Genomic DNA, 17,569 nt, shown 5'->3' with positions numbered 1-17,569 from the left:
TTCTCCGTCAGACCAGAGGTCCGTTGACACTTTCGATATTGACCAGGAACGCCTTGAACTCAGGCGTCTGTGTGTTGGCGTCACCGACGGACGGCGTCAGCGTGTTGGCGCCGTAGCCCTTCTTCGCTTGGCCGGTGAAGCCCCAATGCAGCGGCACGCCGATCACATGCGTCGGCTTGCCGTCGACCATCATCGGCTTGATCCGTTTCGTGACGTAGGCCTTGCATACGATGAAGCCGCGCTTGGAGGCCACGCGCACCCAGCCGTTCTGAGCGATGCCCTTTTCGTTCGCGAGCGCTTCCCCGATCTCGATGAATTCCTGCGGCTGCAGGATCGAGTTGATGCGGGCGTGCTTGGTCCAGAAGTGGAAGTGTTCCGTCAGGCGGTAGGTGGTCGCCACATAGGGGAACTCGGCTGGCGTTCCGAAATCGGCCCTATCGTCGGGGAACACACGCGCGGCCGGATTCGTCTGCACCTTTGGATGCAGCACATTGATCGCCGGCGACTCGAACGGCTCGTAGTGTTCCGGGAATGGGCCTTCGACCATCATTTGGCGCGCGAACAGGCGCCCGACGCCTTCGGCGTTCATGATGAAGGGACCGACCGAGTCGGAAGGCTTCACCGTTGGGCCGTAGTCCGGCACGTCGATGCCGACCCACTTCGAGCCATCCCACTGGATGATCGGTTTCGCCGGATTCCATGGCTTTCCCGCGGGGTCCGCGCTGGCGCGATTGTAGAGAATGCGCCGGTTCATGGGCCACGCCCACGCCCAGTTCGGTGCGATGCCTTGTTCGCGCGGATCGGATGCGTCGCGCCGGGCCATCTGGTTGCCCTTCTCGGTCCAGCAGCCCGAGAAGATCCAGCAGCCCGACTCCGTCGTGCCGTCATCACGCAGTTGCGCGAAACCATCGAGCAATTCGCCCGCTTTCTTGATGACGGCGCCGGACGCATCTTTGAGATCGATGCGCGCCCGGCCGTTCATGTCCTTCGCCAACTCGTCCGGGTTGGGCTCGACCGGATTGGTATAATTCCACGTGAGATTAAGGATCGGATCGGGGAACGCGCCGCCTTCCTTGCGATAAAGCTCGCGCATGCGGTGGAAGATGCCGGACATGATCCAGATGTCGGGCTTCGCCTGAGCAGGCGGCTCCGCGGCTTTCCAATGCCATTGCAGCCAGCGCGCCGAGTTGACGAGCGAGCCGTCTTCTTCGGCAAAGCACGTCGTCGGCAGCTGGAACACTTCCGTCTGGATCTCGGCGGAGTCAGCCGGGTTTTGTGGCCCGAAGTTCTCCCAGAAACGCGACGTCTCCGTATCGAGCGGATCCATCGTGACGAGGAACTTGAGCTTCGACAAGCCGCGCCGGATCTTGCCGCGATCAGGGAATGCTTGCTGCGGATTGAAGCCCTGGCAGATGTATCCATTCATCTGCCCCTGGTTCATCATCTCGAACGCTTTGATGATGTCGTAGAGCGGAATATCGAGCTTCGGCAGCCAATCGTAAGCCCAGTTATTTTCCTGGGTGGCGGCATCGCCGAACATCGATTTCTGGAAGCTGACGAAGAACTTCCTGTAGTTCGACCAATAGCTCGTCTGGCCTGGTCGCAGCGGCTTATAGAGCCGTGTCTTCATATAGTCGTCGAACGTAACCTCGTGATCGGCCGCAAGCGTCATGTAGCCGGGCATGAGGTTCGACAACAGACCGACGTCGGTCAGGCCCTGAATGTTCGAGTGGCCGCGCAGCGCATTCATGCCACCGCCGGCGATGCCGATGTTGCCGAGCAGCAGCTGCACCATCGCCATCGTGCGGATGTTCTGCGAGCCGATCGAGTGCTGCGTCCAGCCAAGCGCGAACAGGCTCGTCATCGCTTTGTCGGGTGCCGCCGTCTCCGCGATCATCTCGCAGATGTGCAGGTATTTATCCTGTGGCGTACCGCAAATGCGCGACACCATCTCGGGCGTGTAGCGCGCGACGTGGGTCTTCAGAAGGTTCATGACGCAACGCGGATGCTGCCACGTATCGTCGACCTTCGCGAAGCCTTGATCGTCGAGTTCGTAGTCCCAGCTAGATGTGTCGTACTGGCCCTTCTCGCGGTCGTACCCGCTGAACAGACCGTCTTCGAAGCCATAGCCTTCTTTCACGATCAGGCCGGCGTTCGTATAGGCGCGCACATACTCGTGCTGGATCTTGTCCTTTTCGAGCAGATACCGGATCACGCCCGACAGGAAGGCGATGTCGGTTCCTGGACGGATCGGCGCATAATAGTCGGCGACCGACGCCGTCCGCGTAAAGCGCGGATCAACGACGACGAGCCGCGCCGCATTTTCTATTTTTGCTTCGACAACCCACTTGAAGCCGCACGGATGCGCTTCAGCGGCGTTTCCGCCCATAACGATGACCAAGTCGGCATTCTTGATATCCTGCCAAGTGTTGGTCATTGCGCCGCGACCGAATGTTGGAGCCAGACTGGCCACCGTCGGTCCGTGTCAGACACGTGCTTGGTTATCGAAGACCAACATCCCGAATGAGCGGGCGACTTTCCACGTGAGATACGACGTTTCGGTCGATGAAGCCGAAGCCGCCAGCATGCCGGTCGAAATCCACCGGTTGACGGTGGTGCCCTCGGCATTCTTAGCGATGAAATTCTTGTCGCGGTCGTCCTTCATCAGGCGCGCGATACGGTCAAGCGCCCAGTCCCAGGAGACTTCCTCGAACTCGGTTCCGCCTGGCTTGCGGTACTTCGGCACCTGCAGGCGCGTCGGCGCGTGGACGATATCAAGCAGCGCCGAGCCTTTCGGGCACAGGGTACCGCGGTTCACCGGATGGTCCGGATCGCCTTCGATGTGAATGATGTCGGAGCGGGCGTTCTTGGCGCCGTCGCCGAGCGTGTAAATAAGGATGCCGCAAGCGACGGAACAGTAAGTGCAGGTGTTCCGCGTCTCCTTGGCGTGGGTGAGCTTGAAGGGGCGAACGTCTTCCGCGACCGCCTCACCGCAACCACCAAACCCGAGCGCTCCCATACTCGAAGTCGCAAGCGCCGCGCCAGTGAGCTTTATGAAGCCTCTACGAGTGAGATCCATGCCGGGCGCTCCATCTTCCATGCCTGCAACTTTTAACAGTTCTCGATGGCGGTCGTATAGCCCTCGTGAACATGGATCGGGGAATTGGCCGCAGTCTTTCAAGAACTTAGCTATAGTTCCGCAGAAATAATCGTGCGTTTTCGATAGACAACCCTTCGAACGGCTGTCCGTTGCAATCACCTCGGCGCCGAGCCTGTGTTTGACGGCCATGCGACAGCGTATTGCCAATCTCCCAGAAAGGCTGTTTAAGCCTCGGCATAGGCTTCCAGGCGCGTGATGCTGGCATTCCCGATGGGGCATGGCCAAGGATTCGTGGCTTGCGGTGGTTTAAAAACGTAGCAATTTCAAGGCAATATCTCTGGGGGCTCACTTCTGTCCGCACGAGTGTTGCGGCAGCTGGTGGCGTTTGGCGCTTTGTGGACCCGCGGGCGGCTTCCTAAATAGTCGGTCGGCGAGGTTGGGTGCCGCGCTTTGATCTCGAATTCAGGACACGGACAATGCAAGTCACGGAAACGGCACGAGAAGGTTTGAAGCGGACGCTCCAAGTGGTCGTCGGCAAGGCGGAGCTGAGCGAGCGCTTCGCGACCCGCCTCGACGAGATCAAGGACCGCGTGGAGATCAAGGGTTTCCGCCGCGGCAAAGTTCCGGTCGCGCACATCAAGAAGCTGTACGGCAAGTCGCTGATGCAGGAAGTGATGGAGCAGACGCTCAACGAAACGAGCGCGCAAGCCATCAAGGATCGCAATGAGCGTCCGGCACAGCAGCCGAAGGTCGAGCTCGTCGACTTCAACGAAGAGACGTTCGAGAAAATCGCGAGCGGGCAGGGCGATCTCGCCTACAACATGTCGTTCGAGGTCCTGCCGCCTATTCCGTTGGCTGATCTGTCGACGCTGAAGCTCGAAAAGCTCGTTGCCGACGTCGACGACGAAGCTCTCGACAAAGCGCTTGCGAACCTCGCCGAGCGCAACACGGCCTACGACATCGAAGAAGGTCGCGCCGCTTCGGAAGGCGATCTCGTAACGCTCGATTTCGTCGGCAAGATCGATGGCGAAGCGTTCGAAGGCGGCTCGGCCGAAGGCCAGAGCCTGGTGATCGGCAAGAAGCAGTTCATCCCGGGCTTCGAAGAAGGCTTGGTGGGCCTGAAAGCCGGCGACGAGAAGGTCGTCAGCGCAACGTTCCCGGCCGAATATCCGGTGGCTGCTCTGGCGGGCAAAACCGCTGAGTTCGACGTCAAGGTCAAGGGCGTTTCAAAGTCTCGCACCCCGGCTGTCGACGAAGATTTCGCCAAGGGCGTCGGTGCTGAAAGCCTAGAGCAGCTGCGCGGCTTCATCTCTGAGCAGATCAAGCGCGAGTATGATCAGGCGTCTCGGCAGAAGCTGAAGCGCGAGCTTCTCGACGCGCTCGACGCCGCTCACACGTTCGAGCTTCCGGCGTCTCTTGTCGATTTCGAATTCGACAATATATGGACTCAACTCGAGAACAATCTCAAAGCCACGAACAAGACGTTCGCCGACGAAGGCAAGACCGAGGACGAGGCGCGCGCCGAGTATCGGAAGATCGCCGAACGCCGGGTGCGCCTTGGCCTCGTGATCGGCGAGATTGGCGAGAAGAACAATCTGCAGGTCTCCCAGGACGAATTGCGCCGGGCTCTGGTTGAGCAGGCGCGCCGTTATCCTGGGCAGGAGAAGCAGGTGTACGAATACTACGAGAAGACACCTGGCGCGCTGGCCGAACTACGCGCACCGATCTTTGAGGATAAGGTCATCGACTTCGTCATCGACGCGGCCAAGCCGACCGAGAAGAAGGTGACTCGCGACGAGCTTCTCAAGGCCGTCCAAGAGGCGACTGAAGAATAGAGAGCCGCAACCGCGGCTCCTGCAATCCAATACGCAATGCGTGCGAGTCAGGCAGGCGGGACCGGGGTGGTCCGCCTGCGAAATGAGGAAAGACGAAGGCGATGCGCGATCCGATCAATACTCTGACCAACACCTTCTGGCCCATGGTCGTCGAGCAGACGACGCGCGGTGAGCGCGGCTACGATCTGCCGTCGCGGCTTCTGAAGGAACGCATCATCTTCGTGACCGGACCGGTCGAAGATCACATGGCCGCATCGATCTGCATGCAGCTTTTGTTCCTCGAGTCCGAGAACCCGAAGAAAGAGATCTCGATGTACATCAACTCGCCGGGCGGTGTCGTCACTGCGGGTATGGCGATCTACGACACGATGCAGTTCGTGAAGCCGGCCGTCGCCACGCTGTGCATCGGCCAGGCTGCCTCGATGGGTTCGTTGCTGCTTTGTGCCGGTGCGAAGGGCATGCGCTACGCGCTACCGAATGCCCGCGTCATGGTGCACCAGCCGTCGGGTGGTTTCTCTGGCCAAGCGTCCGACATTGAACGCCACGCCGAGGACATCATCAAAATGAAGCGGCGTCTGAACGAGACCTATGTGAAGCACACGGGTCAGACCTACGAGATGGTTGATAAGACGCTGGACCGCGACTACTTCATGACGGCCGACCAGGCCCGCGATTTCGGCCTGATCGACAAAGTCCTCGAAAACCGCGACGAAGTCGAAGGGACTGTCTTCGAAACTGGCAAAATCGCCGACTGATAAGGCAAATTGCCAGCGCAACTCGGCCGTTCGCGGTCGGAACACCACGAGAGTGGGCGGCAATTCGCCCTCTCAGGAGAACAAACGCTGCACATCAGCGTGTGAGTTTAGGTAAATGCTCGGATTGAATCGCCGGTGTTGCCAGCTCGTTTATCAACTGTGGCAATAGCGCCGCTTGCGAGCTGTGGCCGGGTAGGCTCCATTAATCCAATCTTGATCTGCTGAACGATAGCGTGCTCAGATTGGCTATGGAGTTCACGTCGCCGCAGAATCGGCTCAGCGCCGAGCGTGAAAAGCGGGCCAAAGCAAGAACATCGCGTTGGTGGGTCTTGCACGGAAGGTGAGAACAAATGGCTCAAGAGAAGAACACTCTCTACTGCTCTTTCTGCGGCAAGAGCCAGCATGAGGTCCGCAAACTGATTGCTGGCCCGACAGTATTCATCTGCGATGAATGCGTCGAACTTTGCATGGACATCATCCGCGAGGAGAACAAGAACACCCTCGTCAAATCCCGCGACGGCGTTCCGACTCCGCAGGAGATTTGCGGCGTGCTCGACAGCTACGTCATTGGCCAGAACCATGCCAAGCGCGTTCTCTCTGTCGCCGTCCATAACCATTACAAGCGCCTGAACCACGCTTCGAAGAACAACGACGTGGAGTTGGCGAAGTCGAACATCCTGCTCGTCGGACCGACGGGTTCGGGCAAGACGCTGCTCGCGCAAACGCTGGCGCGTATCCTGGATGTTCCGTTCACGATGGCAGACGCCACGACGCTCACCGAAGCCGGCTACGTCGGCGAGGACGTCGAGAACATCATCCTGAAATTGCTGCAGGCTGCTGACTACAACGTCGAGCGGGCGCAGCGCGGCATCGTCTACATCGACGAGGTCGACAAGATCAGCCGCAAGTCCGACAACCCATCGATCACGCGGGATGTCTCGGGCGAAGGCGTGCAGCAGGCGCTTCTGAAGATCATGGAAGGAACCGTTGCGTCGGTTCCTCCGCAGGGCGGCCGCAAGCACCCGCAGCAGGAATTCCTGCAGGTCGACACGACGAACATCCTCTTCATCTGCGGCGGCGCGTTCGCCGGCTTGGAGAAGATCATCTCGCGTCGTGGCAAGGGTTCCTCGATCGGCTTCCAGGCCCGCGTCAGCGGTCCGGACGAACGCCGCACGGGCGAGATCCTGCGCAACGTCGAGCCGGAAGATCTGCTGAAGTTCGGCTTGATCCCGGAATTCATCGGCCGTCTGCCGGTCATCGCAACGCTGGAAGATCTCGACGAGTCGGCGCTCGTTCAAATCCTGACCGAGCCGAAGAACGCCATCGTCAAGCAGTACCAGCGCTTGTTCGAGATGGAAGACGTCAAGCTGACGATCACGCTTGATGCTCTGAAGGCGATTTCGCGCAAGGCCATCGAGCGCAAGACCGGTGCACGTGGCCTGCGGTCCATCATGGAGGGCATCCTGCTCGACACGATGTACGACCTGCCGACGCTTAAGGGCGTCGAGGAGGTCGTGATCGGACCGGAAATCGTTGAGGGCTCGGCGAAGCCACTGCGGATCTACACGGAACGCGCGGAAGAGAAGGGCTCGACAGCCTGAGCCGTCGCGACAATTAACGCTTTCCCGGGGCACTGCCCCGGGACTTGTTTGCGGGGCGCTGGTCCCCATTTGTTCGGAGGGAGTGGCGTCAAGCAGCCAGCCGTATTTCTCCGAAAACCGGTGTCTAGGGCTTGGGTCTCACCCCGCGCTCGCGCTCACGAGCATGCAGAACCGTCGCCACAAAAAGGGGCGGGACGCGTGGCTCCTAAAGTGGAACGGGTGTGGAATGTACCGGTAGGATATGACAGACCTTCGGTGCACGGCGAATAGGTAGTGAAATGAGCGAAGACAAAAAGACCAAGGAAAAAGCCGGCGGAAAAGAGCTGTTCCCGGTTCTGCCGCTCCGAGATATCGTCGTTTTTCCCTACATGGTCGTCCCCCTCTTTGTCGGGCGCGAGAAGTCGATCGCGGCCCTTGAAGAGGTCATGCGCGCCGACAAGCAAATTCTGCTCGCCGCGCAAAAGAACGCCAGCGATGATGATCCGGCGCCGGATGCCATCTACGAGATCGGCACGCTCGCATCGGTTCTGCAACTTTTGAAGCTTCCCGACGGGACGGTGAAAGTCCTCGTCGAAGGCAATGCGCGCGCCAAGATCACGCGCTACACGCCGAACGCCAACTATTTCGAAGCTGAGGTCGAGCGCGTCGCTGAAGTACCCGGCGCTAAGGACGAACTCGAAGCGCTGGCGCGTTCCGTCGTGACCCAGTTCGAAAGCTACGTGAAGCTCAACAAGAAGGTCTCGCCCGAGGTCTTGAGCAACGTTGGCCAGATCGAGGATTACGCGAAGCTCGCAGACACGATTGCCTCGCATCTCGCCGTCAAAATCTCCGACAAGCAGGACGTGCTTGAAACCGCCAGCATTTCCGAGCGGCTTGAGCGTGTCTACACGCTGATGGAAAGCGAGATCTCGGTTCTCCAGGTCGAGCGTAAGATCCGTTCGCGCGTCAAGCGCCAGATGGAGAAGACGCAGCGCGAGTACTATCTGAATGAGCAGATGAAGGCCATTCAGAAGGAGCTGGGCGATTCCGACGAGCGCGACGACATCGCCGAGTTCGAGGAAAAGATCGAGAACACCAAGCTGTCGAAGGAAGCCAAGGACAAGGCGCTCGCTGAGCTGAAGAAGCTCAAGCAGATGTCGCCGATGTCGGCCGAAGCGACTGTGGTGCGGAACTATCTCGATTGGCTGCTGTCGATCCCGTGGGGGATCAAGGGCAAGGTTAAGAAGGATATCGCCGAGGCCCAGCAGGTTCTCGATCAGGAGCACTATGGCCTGGAGAAGGTCAAGGAACGCATCCTTGAGTACCTCGCCGTGCAGGCGCGGACGAACAAGCTCAAGGGGCCGATCTTGTGCCTCGTCGGTCCTCCGGGCGTCGGTAAGACGTCTCTGGGCAAGTCGATCGCTAACGCGACCGGCCGTGAGTTCGTGCGCATGTCGCTGGGCGGCGTCCGTGACGAAGCGGAAATCCGCGGCCATCGCCGCACCTACATCGGCTCGATGCCTGGCAAGGTCATCCAGTCCATGAAGAAGGCAAAGCGGACGAACCCGCTCTTCCTCTTGGACGAGATCGACAAGATGGGCCAGGACTTCCGCGGCGACCCTGCGGCGGCTCTGCTCGAGGTGCTCGATCCGGAACAGAACCAGTCCTTCAACGATCACTATCTTGAGGTCGACTACGATCTCTCGAACGTGATGTTCGTGACGACGGCCAACACGCTGAATATCCCCGCGGCCCTTATGGACCGCATGGAGATCATTCGGCTCGCGGGCTACACGGAAGACGAGAAGCTTGAGATCGCCAAGCGCCACTTGATCCCTGAGCAGTATGCAGCTCACGGCCTCGAACAGGGCGAGTGGACGGTCGAAGACGATGCACTGAAGGAAGTCATTCGCCGCTACACGCGTGAAGCCGGTGTGCGTTCGCTCGAACGCGAAATCGCCAAGCTCGCCCGCAAGGCCGTGAAGGAAATCCTGACGTCGTCGAAGACCTCGATTGTCGTCACCGCGGAGAACGTTCACGACTTCCTTGGCGTGCCGAAGTACCGCTTCGGTGAAGCTGAGCTTGAGGATCAGGTCGGTATCGTCACCGGCTTGGCCTGGACGGAAGTCGGCGGCGAGCTGCTCACGATCGAAGGCGTTATGATGCCGGGCAAGGGCAGGATGACCGTCACGGGGAACCTGCGTGACGTGATGAAGGAGTCGATCCAGGCCGCGAACGCCTACGTGCGCTCGCACTCGGTTGATTTCGGCATCCATCCGTCGCTCTTCGAAAAGCGCGACATCCACGTGCACGTGCCGGAAGGCGCAACGCCGAAGGATGGACCGTCTGCAGGCATCGCCATGACGACGGCGATCATCTCGGTTCTGACCGGCATCCCCGTCCGCAAGGACGTCGCGATGACGGGCGAGATCACGCTGCGCGGTCGCGTGCTGCCGATCGGTGGACTGAAAGAGAAACTGCTCGCGGCTCTTCGCGGCGGCATCAAGACGGTCATTATTCCGGAGGAGAACCGCAAGGATCTCGCGGAAATTCCGTCGGAAGTGCAGACCAAGATGGACATCATCCCGGTCTCGCGTCTCGACGAAGTCTTGAAAGTCGCACTCGTCCGTGTGCCGGAGCCCATCACGTGGGACGAAGCCGCGGAAGCTGAGGCTCTGGAAGCCAAAGAAGCGGCCAAAGGCGGTGCGCGAATTACCGCACACTGACCTTCGTCGGATAAGCGTAAATTTACGTTAAGGAATGCCCCTGCTCGGTTGCCGCGCAGGGGCATTTTGTTCTGGGCTGAATGAGCATTAGGATGCGCTTTTGTCCGGAAATACGGGCGTTTTCCGCTTGACGGCCGGGGCGATTGAGCGCTTCTAGCCCTTCATGCGCGGCCCGCTTCTCCCCGAAATGGCCGCCTCGGGCTTCGAGCCCACGCGCCGAAGCCCCACCTCCCACATTAGAGGAAAGACGAGATGAGCAAGAAAGATTTGATTGATGCCGTTGCCCGTGATTGCGAGCTGACGAAGGAGAAGGCGAGCGGCGTTGTCGACGCCGTTCTCGCCCACATTCGTGCCGCGATGAAGGACGGCCATGAAGTGCGCATCCCGGATTTCGGCACGTTCAAGGTCGCTGCCCGTAAGGCGCGCGAAGGCCGCAATCCGGCGACCGGTAAAACGATCCAGATCCCGGCTTCGCGCGTGCCGAAGTTCACGCCGGCCAAGGGCCTGAAAGACGCGCTGAACATCAACTAAGCCGCGGTACACTTTTCCACGCGCGCCGCGAAAGTGGCGCGCGTGTTTGTTTTGACAGCCTTTTGCAGACAGACTAGCAAGGGCGCGTCGGGCGGTTAGCTCAGTGGTAGAGCGCCTCGTTTACACCGAGGATGTCGGGAGTTCGACCCTCTCACCGCCCACCATGTTGCTTCGTTCCAGGCGACAGGCCCGTGCGACGGCGGTATCCCACCTCGCCAATCCCCAAGAAATAACCGTGCGTAGACGTTGCCGCAAACGTAGCGCAGCTGACGTATGTCTTGCTGCCGCTGGCCAGTTATCATACGTTAGTTCGGTATTACCGAACTTTAGAAGGAGGAAACACAATGGCTCTATCACTGTACGACATCGCCATCCCGACCTTTCAGAAGCAGCTCTCAGCGCTTGAAGCGTTCCTCGACAAGGCCGCAGAGCAGGCGGCCGCGAAGAAGATCGACTTTGCAGTTTATCTCGGCTCGCGTTTGTATCCCGATATGTTCAACCTGACGCGTCAGGTTCAGCTTGCGACCGATTTCGCCAAGGCTGCGCCGGCGCGCCTCACCGGAACAGAGGTGCCGGGCTTTCCCGACGTCGAGACGACACTGCCGGAACTCAAGGCGCGCATCGCGAAGATCCAGTCGCTTCTCGCCGGCTATAAGCGCGAGCAATTCGAAGGTGCGGACACGTGCGAACTGACACTCAAGGTCGGTGGTCAGGACGTGACCATGACGGGCCGCGAATACCTGCTCCACGTCGCGTTCCCGAACTTCTATTTCCACTGCACTACTGCCTACGACATCCTGCGCCACAACGGCATTGAGATCGGTAAGCGCGATTTCGTCGGCCGAACCTGAGCACATGGCGCAAACGGCGAAAATTGGATCACGTCTGGTTATTGTTACGGGCGGCCCTGGCTCCGGTAAAAGTTCGCTGGTGTCAGCCTTGGCTGACGCCGGCTTTCGAACCATGCCGGAAGCAGGACGGGGTATCATTCTCGACCAGGTAGCGATCGGCGGCGCGGCACTCCCGTGGGCGGATCGAAACGCATTTGCCGATCTCATGCTGAGTTGGGATCTGCGCTCCTATCGCGAAGCTCAAGCGGCTGCCGAACTAGGAACTGTCTTCTTCGACCGCGGTATCCCGGACGTTATCGGCTATCTGCAACTTTCTGGCTTGCCGGTACCGCCGCAGGTGCGGCGCGCTGCAGAAAAGTTTCGTTATAATGATCGCGTCTTCATAGCGCCGCCGTGGCCCGAAATTTTCACCCAGGATTCCGAGCGCAAGCAGACGATTGAGGAGGCGGAAGCCACCTACCACGCCATGGCCGACGTCTATGCCGGGTTGGGCTATGAATTGGTCACCTTGCCGCGCCTGCCCGTTGCCGAGCGTGCGGCCTTTGTTCTGTCGACTTGCGCCTGAGTTTCAATCGGTTGGAAGCGCTGTGAGCGCATCCAAATTCTATCAACCGGCCGCTTGACTTGGACGCCGCGAACACGTATCTCGACCGCTCGCATCGATGCTCTGCGCATCTGGATTGCGGGAGTAGCTCAGTTGGTTAGAGCGCCGCCCTGTCACGGCGGAGGCCGCGGGTTCAAGTCCCGTCTCTCGCGCCATTTATCAGTCCGCTAAACGGTTTTCTGATGATGGCTTCGACGGTAGCCGATTTACAGCCATCGCAACACGAATTCCCACTCGCAATACCAAAAAAATGGGTCGGCATACCGCCAGACCGAATGGCATCTCAGGCAGAACTGGGCGTTTCTTTTGCCAGCGCCACGAGCACCGGCCTCAGTTCCGCAGCCGAGGAAAGCGGGCGGTCGAACCACAGCCGCGCGGCACGGTCGCCGGAGGCGAGGTCCAGACCCTCGGGATCGAGCGTCGAAATCTTCCAGCCACCCGGTTCTTCACCGATCTTTGCCGCATATCGCTCGATCGCGGCGAGGTGATCGGAATTCATATGTGAGACGGCGCCGTCTTCCATGTCGGCAAGCGCTTCGACACCGTCGAGTGACGTCGCGAGATCGGCAGCTTTCATCGCGTAGGCCTTGCCGAAGCCCCCGTTCAAAGATGCCCGCGCCGTCTCGAAACGCCAGAATGAAAAATCCGGAAAGTCGACGTAAAGCGCCGCCTTCGGATTCCGCCTGAGATAGCGGCTGCGATAAAGCGTGAGTTCGGCTCCCGCGGGAATTTGTTTAGCCGTGCCGATCAGCGTCATGCGTGGATGGGCGAGGGGATCGCCCTTGCCGGGTTCGCCGACGAGCAATGAGCATTTCCCGTCCGCCATCAAGTTGGTGCAATGGGACGAGAGCCGGGAAATAAGAAATATCGGCGCGCCATCCATGGCGGTGGCGAGGCTCACGCGGCTCACCGACGGCGAGCCGTCGAGCGGATCGAGCGTTCCCAGTGCGCCATAGCGGGCACTCCGCACAAGCGTCTTGCCGAGTCGAATAGCTGCGTCGTCGACGGGCTGCAGGACGTCGAGTTTCTTTTCTTCCATGGTCGATGTTCCTTCTATCGGTAGGCACCCGCCCTGGCGCAGGCCGAACCCGTTTGTCTCAGCGGCCGAAACTACACAAATGCGCGGCCATCAGCTACAGGGGGCACCTTACCTGGCAGGCGCACGCACGATTGGAGAACTTGAACCGCATGCATCCCGTCCAAGTCTTCGAACTCATCTTCACGATGCTGCTCGCCATCCTCGCACTCCACTGGGTCGCGCTGCGTCTGAAACTACCTCCCGCTGTGGCGCTTTTGATCGGCGGCGGTGCAATGGCGTTCATTCCGGGGCTGCCGGTCTTCGAACTCGATCCCGAACTCGTGCTCGTGCTGTTCCTTCCGCCGTTGCTGATGGACGGCGCCTTTTTCACTGCGCACGCCGAATTCAAGCGGCACATCGCCGGAGTTCTGTCTCTTGCTGTCGGTGCGGTGATCTTCACGACGCTTGTCGTCGGAGTCGTGACACACTGGCTGTTGCCAAACTTGCCGTGGGCCGCCTGTTTCGCACTTGGCGCCATTGTCTCGCCGCCCGATGCCGTCTCGGCACGGGCCGTTCTGCAAACCGTGAAGCTCCCGCGAAGGCTCTCAACATTGCTCGAAGGCGAAAGCCTTCTGAATGATGCGACTGGCCTGGTCCTTTTCCGCTTCGCCGTCGCCGCCGTGTTGACCGGCACGTTCTCTGCTGGAGCGGCAGCCGGACAGTTCTTCGTGCTGGCGCTGGGTGGCGTCGCGGTCGGCGCGGTCATGGGTGGCCTTTGGATGCTTTTGCTTCGGCGGCTCAGAGACGACTATCTGACGATCACCGCGTCGATCCTGCTGTGCTGGGCGGCCTACATTTCCGCCGAAGCCGTGCATGTGTCCGGCGTCATCGCAACGGTCACCGCGGGGCTTCTGTTCGGCTGGTTTCAGCACACGGTATTTTCAGCCAGCATCCGCATGCGCGCCGGTGCATTCTGGCAGGTGATGGTCTTCATTTTCGAAGCCTTCATTTTCATCCTGATCGGATTATCGCTGCGCGGCGTCCTCGACCGCGTCGGTGGCATTGACGTCGTTCTGGCGCAAATGGCCGTCCCGGTCTTGGTCATCGTACTGGCGATGACGGTTGCGAGGTTCGCGTGGATCTTCGGCAGCGATGCCGTCCTTTCGATGCTACGAAGCCTGGGCGTCAAACGCGCCCGGCCGCTCGGCGCACCGGCAGCGACCGTGCTCGGATGGGCAGGCATGCGCGGCGTCGTTACGCTCGCCGTCGCGCTGACACTCCCAGATGCAGTGCCGGGCCGCGACTTCATGCTGGTAACGGCGTTTGCGGTGATTCTCGTTACGGTGCTCCTGCAGGGAACGACGCTCGGCGCTCTCATCCGCGTGCTCGGTCTCAAGGAAGATGAGACGCCTCACGCGAGACTATCGGCATCTCAGGCCGAAGAGGCGATGATCGTGGCGCAGAAGAACGCCGTCGAAAAGCTGGCATACGATGGCGACGGCAACCTCGTTCATCCGCAACTACTCGAAAGGTATACGCGTCGCGTCGCGGTAGCCGCGATTTACACGGGCAACGAAAGCGCACACACAGATCGGATCAATGCACATTTCGATGTCATCCTGGCAGCCGTCGCTGCCGGACGCAGCGAGCTGATGCGTTTGCATCGCGCTGGCGACATTGATGATGAAACGCTGCATTCGCTCGAACGTGATCTCGACATTCAGGAAATCGGCGCTTTAGAAAACCGCGTTTAGCCGAACCGGCGGAAGCCCCAAACGATTTGTGCCGCCGCCCATTAGCGATGGACGACGGCACTTAATCGGCTTGCTGCCTTTCTTTTTACTTCGACGCTGGGGATTGCGTGCCCGCCTCGCCGCTGCTCGATCCGGTGCTGCTCGCAGGTGGCGATCCCGGCGACGACTGAGCCGTCGCTACGCCGATGGAGTTGAAGCGGGCTTTCTGCTCGTCGGAGAGGGACGCATAGAAGTCATCGACGGCGGGTTGAAGCTCGTTCGTCGCCTGCAACAGCGCATCGACCCGTTTCTCGACCGCATCGAGGCGCCCGCCGACGGTCGTCGGCATCGTCGAGATACAGCCGCCCTTGGAGATATCCGCCGCTTTCGTCGATGCTGTCTTCAGAGCATCGAGCTTACCGCGCTGGGTGTCATCCAAGTTGATCGCCCGTTCGATCTGGTCAGCGGGCAGATCGGCAAACGCCGGTCCGCGGTCGCCGCATAGCTTTGCCACGTCGAGACCTGCGGCCTTGTTGGCTGACTTGCCTTTCGGTTGCGACGCCAGAAGAGCCTTATCGAAGCGCCGCTGTTGGTCCTCACTCAGCGCACTGTAGAGCTTATCGAGCGACGGACGAACTTCGCCAATCGCGGTTTTCATGGCGGTGAGCCGTTGGGTGACGGCCTGGAGCTTGGCCGGAGGCGTAAGCGGCGCCTCGGCGGGACAAGCCTGCTTCATGACGTCAGCGCCTTTGGTCAGCGCCGTGTCGAAGTCCTTCAGCGCGACACGCTGGTCCTCTGTCGTGGGTGCAATAGCTTTCTGGATGCGTGCAACCGGCAACTGAGCCACGCCGGGAGCCAGGCTGCCGCAAGCGTCCTGCCGCTGCGGCTCCGGAATGGACGCACTCGCGACGCTAGTCGAGCGTCGGCGCGGCGTGTTTACGCCATAGATATCGCCGTAGTCGTAGCTGCCGCCGTAATTGTAATATCCGGGTTCGCCACCAGGCCAGAATACGCTCGACAGGATCCAGTCTGAGCCATAGTCCCAGAACGGATCGTAATAGTCATAGGGCCAGAGCGCGAAGGCGAATGCGTCCCCGTAGGCGTACGGCCAGAATACCGGGCCGTACCATCCATAGCCCCAGCCGCGATGCCAGCGCCCGTAGCGGCCATAGGCGTAGCGATTATGCCAGAAGCCATTGCGGGCGAAGTGGTGGCCGTAGCCATGACGACCGAAGGCATGTGTCATGCGGCCTGTCGCGGCCAGCGCCCGCCCGTGGCTTGCGAACTGCTTGTTGCCTCGAAAGTGCTGGTTCGCGAAGCCGCGGTTTCCGACGCCACGATGTCCACGCGCGAAATGCGATCCGCGGAAATGATTGCGCCGAGCAAAGCCTCTATTGCCAAAATGGCGGCCTCCGAAGTGTTGACCGCCGAAGTGCCTGCCGCCAAAATGGCGGCCCCCGAAATGTCGACCGCCAAAGCCCCCGAAGTGCCGTCCTCCGAAGTGCCTGCCACCGAAGCCACCGAAGTGACGTCCACCGAAGTGTCGGCCGCCAAAGCCTCCGAAGTGACCGCCTCCGAAATGGCCGCCGCCAAAATGTCCGCCGCCAAAATGCCCACCGCCGAAGTGGCCTCCATGACCACCGCGCGCCTCAGCTTGGCTGGAAAACATCAGCGAACCCATCGCTAACACCGATGCGCTCGCGACGACGGCAATCATACGCACTATGCGAAACATGAGATTGGCTCCATTTCCCTGACGCGGGAATGATTGAAACAAATACAACTATAATCGACGATTATTGAACACCATCCCACATAATCTGTTCCCGGAGCGAAACGACATATCGGCCATTCCGTAATCGTACGGAGCCGTGCTGCGACGCATCACGTCAGCCAATCCGGAAGGTCTCCGTCAGCCAGTCGAAGGGTGATGCGTCTCGCATTCGAATGCGGGCATTGCGACGGCGAGCAAAACGAAAACAGTCGGTCGCCGACATCACATGTTTCCTAGGCCAACTGGCTAGGCCGAGATTCCGGCGCAAGATCGATAATCTTAGCCCTCCATTAATGTGCAATATTGATCTTCATTCGAGCGTGTAACGGGCTCGGTGTTATCGCAATGCGTTTTGTCAAAATCGTTTTCGCCGGATGGATTGCGTCCCTGGCTGCGACCGCCGTATGTGCAGGCGAGGCGCAGCCGCACCTGCAGCATGTGATCCAAAATCTCTTTTTGGAAGAATACGGAGCCGTCGCTCCTCCTGCCGCTTTCGTCCGGTTTTGCACCGAGTCTCCGAGCGAATGCGTGCTCCGCAAAGCGGGAAATGGCTTTGCGGAATCGGCTAAGCGCCTTGAGCAGCTGGACGAGGTCAATCGCCGGATCAACCGCGCGATCACGCCGATGACCGATATCGAGCACTACGGGATCGAGGATTATTGGACCATCCCGAAAGACGGAAAGGGCGACTGCGAGGATTACGCTCTTCTCAAGCGTCACATCCTAATTTCGATGGGATGGCCGACAAGCTCACTGTTGATGACGGTCGTGCGTATCGAGAACGGAGAAGGGCACGCGGTTCTGACTGCGAGAACGAAATTCGGCGACCTTATTCTCGACAATCGCACGGACGACCTGAAGCCTTGGTACCAGACGGGGTACAGCTACAAAATGATTCAGTCGTCTAATGATCCTCAGGTCTGGCGCGATCTCGATCCCGGCGACGACGTGTTGCCGACGCCGATTGCGGTGCCGCAACTCCTGTATGATCTCACGCATCTGCGATAGGATGCAGAGGGTCTGAAGCTGCGTCCGTGCTTTGCACGCATTTTCGGCGGATAC

At 59.9% G+C, this 17,569-nt stretch carries 14 protein-coding genes and 2 tRNA genes; 12 read left to right on the top strand and 4 right to left on the bottom strand.

Going from position 1 to position 17,569, the window contains the following annotated elements; all coding sequences use genetic code 11:
• Nucleotides 1-7: 7 nt before the first annotated feature.
• Nucleotides 8-3,079 (bottom strand): formate dehydrogenase-N subunit alpha, encoded by a 3,072-nt coding sequence (gene fdnG / locus ACLB1Z_RS15380; RefSeq protein ID WP_409563284.1) that lies wholly within the window; start codon nucleotides 3,077-3,079, stop codon nucleotides 8-10.
• Nucleotides 3,080-3,576: 497 nt separating this feature from the next.
• On the opposite strand from fdnG, the gene tig reads away from it, so the two are divergent.
• The 9 genes from tig (at nucleotide 3,577) to ACLB1Z_RS15335 (ending at nucleotide 12,137) form a co-directional block, all read left to right on the top strand.
• Nucleotides 3,577-4,935 (top strand): trigger factor, encoded by a 1,359-nt coding sequence (gene tig, locus ACLB1Z_RS15375; protein ID WP_409560618.1) that lies wholly within the window; start codon nucleotides 3,577-3,579, stop codon nucleotides 4,933-4,935.
• A 101-nt stretch (nucleotides 4,936-5,036) separates the two neighbouring features.
• Nucleotides 5,037-5,690: an ATP-dependent Clp protease proteolytic subunit gene (locus ACLB1Z_RS15370; RefSeq protein WP_409560617.1), complete on the top strand. Its 654-nt coding sequence runs from the start codon at nucleotides 5,037-5,039 to the stop codon at nucleotides 5,688-5,690.
• A gap of 350 nt (nucleotides 5,691-6,040) precedes the next feature.
• Nucleotides 6,041-7,291, top strand: a complete 1,251-nt coding sequence (gene clpX / locus ACLB1Z_RS15365; protein ID WP_013948534.1) for an ATP-dependent Clp protease ATP-binding subunit ClpX — start codon at nucleotides 6,041-6,043, stop codon at nucleotides 7,289-7,291.
• A 278-nt stretch (nucleotides 7,292-7,569) separates the two neighbouring features.
• Nucleotides 7,570-9,996, top strand: a complete 2,427-nt coding sequence (gene lon / locus ACLB1Z_RS15360; RefSeq protein ID WP_409560616.1) for an endopeptidase La — start codon at nucleotides 7,570-7,572, stop codon at nucleotides 9,994-9,996.
• Between the two features lie 252 nt (nucleotides 9,997-10,248).
• Nucleotides 10,249-10,527 carry an HU family DNA-binding protein gene (locus tag ACLB1Z_RS15355; RefSeq protein ID WP_013948531.1) on the top strand — a complete coding sequence of 93 codons (279 nt, stop codon included), beginning with the start codon at nucleotides 10,249-10,251 and terminating at the stop codon, nucleotides 10,525-10,527.
• A gap of 89 nt (nucleotides 10,528-10,616) precedes the next feature.
• A tRNA-Val gene (locus ACLB1Z_RS15350) sits at nucleotides 10,617-10,691 on the top strand.
• A 180-nt stretch (nucleotides 10,692-10,871) separates the two neighbouring features.
• The gene (locus ACLB1Z_RS15345; protein WP_409560615.1) at nucleotides 10,872-11,378 is read left to right on the top strand and encodes a DUF1993 family protein; all 507 of its coding nucleotides are present in this window, start codon (nucleotides 10,872-10,874) and stop codon (nucleotides 11,376-11,378) included.
• Nucleotides 11,379-11,382: 4 nt separating this feature from the next.
• Nucleotides 11,383-11,943: an AAA family ATPase gene (locus ACLB1Z_RS15340; protein WP_409560614.1), complete on the top strand. Its 561-nt coding sequence runs from the start codon at nucleotides 11,383-11,385 to the stop codon at nucleotides 11,941-11,943.
• A gap of 117 nt (nucleotides 11,944-12,060) precedes the next feature.
• A tRNA-Asp gene (locus tag ACLB1Z_RS15335) sits at nucleotides 12,061-12,137 on the top strand.
• A gap of 128 nt (nucleotides 12,138-12,265) precedes the next feature.
• Here the strand turns inward: ACLB1Z_RS15335 and ACLB1Z_RS15330 are convergent.
• On the bottom strand, nucleotides 12,266-13,021 hold the full coding sequence (locus tag ACLB1Z_RS15330; RefSeq protein ID WP_409560613.1) for a HugZ family protein: 756 nt from the start codon (nucleotides 13,019-13,021) through the stop codon (nucleotides 12,266-12,268).
• A 149-nt stretch (nucleotides 13,022-13,170) separates the two neighbouring features.
• Between ACLB1Z_RS15330 and ACLB1Z_RS15325 the strand changes: the two genes are divergently transcribed.
• Nucleotides 13,171-14,754, top strand: coding sequence for a Na+/H+ antiporter (locus ACLB1Z_RS15325; RefSeq protein WP_409560612.1), 1,584 nt, complete (start codon nucleotides 13,171-13,173; stop codon nucleotides 14,752-14,754).
• Between the two features lie 85 nt (nucleotides 14,755-14,839).
• Here the strand turns inward: ACLB1Z_RS15325 and ACLB1Z_RS15320 are convergent, their stop codons facing one another.
• On the bottom strand, nucleotides 14,840-15,979 hold the full coding sequence (locus ACLB1Z_RS15320; protein ID WP_409560611.1) for a Spy/CpxP family protein refolding chaperone: 1,140 nt from the start codon (nucleotides 15,977-15,979) through the stop codon (nucleotides 14,840-14,842).
• Between ACLB1Z_RS15320 and ACLB1Z_RS15315 the strand changes: the two genes are divergently transcribed.
• Nucleotides 15,956-16,420 (top strand): hypothetical protein, encoded by a 465-nt coding sequence (locus tag ACLB1Z_RS15315; RefSeq protein ID WP_409560610.1) that lies wholly within the window; start codon nucleotides 15,956-15,958, stop codon nucleotides 16,418-16,420. The genes ACLB1Z_RS15320 and ACLB1Z_RS15315 overlap by 24 nt on opposite strands.
• A 366-nt stretch (nucleotides 16,421-16,786) precedes the next feature.
• On the opposite strand, the gene ACLB1Z_RS15310 is transcribed toward ACLB1Z_RS15315, so the two are convergent.
• Nucleotides 16,787-17,149 carry a hypothetical protein gene (locus ACLB1Z_RS15310; RefSeq protein WP_409563328.1) on the bottom strand — a complete coding sequence of 121 codons (363 nt, stop codon included), beginning with the start codon at nucleotides 17,147-17,149 and terminating at the stop codon, nucleotides 16,787-16,789.
• On the opposite strand from ACLB1Z_RS15310, the gene ACLB1Z_RS15305 reads away from it, so the two are divergent.
• Complete coding sequence (locus ACLB1Z_RS15305; RefSeq protein ID WP_409560609.1) at nucleotides 17,036-17,515, top strand: transglutaminase-like cysteine peptidase; 480 nt, start codon at nucleotides 17,036-17,038, stop codon at nucleotides 17,513-17,515. The two genes, ACLB1Z_RS15310 and ACLB1Z_RS15305, sit on opposite strands and share 114 nt — an antisense overlap.
• Nucleotides 17,516-17,569 lie beyond the last annotated feature (54 nt).

The sequence above is a fragment of the Hyphomicrobium sp. MC8b genome (genome assembly GCF_905067615.1).
Taxonomy (GTDB): Bacteria; Pseudomonadota; Alphaproteobacteria; order Rhizobiales; family Hyphomicrobiaceae; genus Hyphomicrobium_B.
This window is presented reverse-complemented; position numbering and strand designations above follow the sequence as displayed.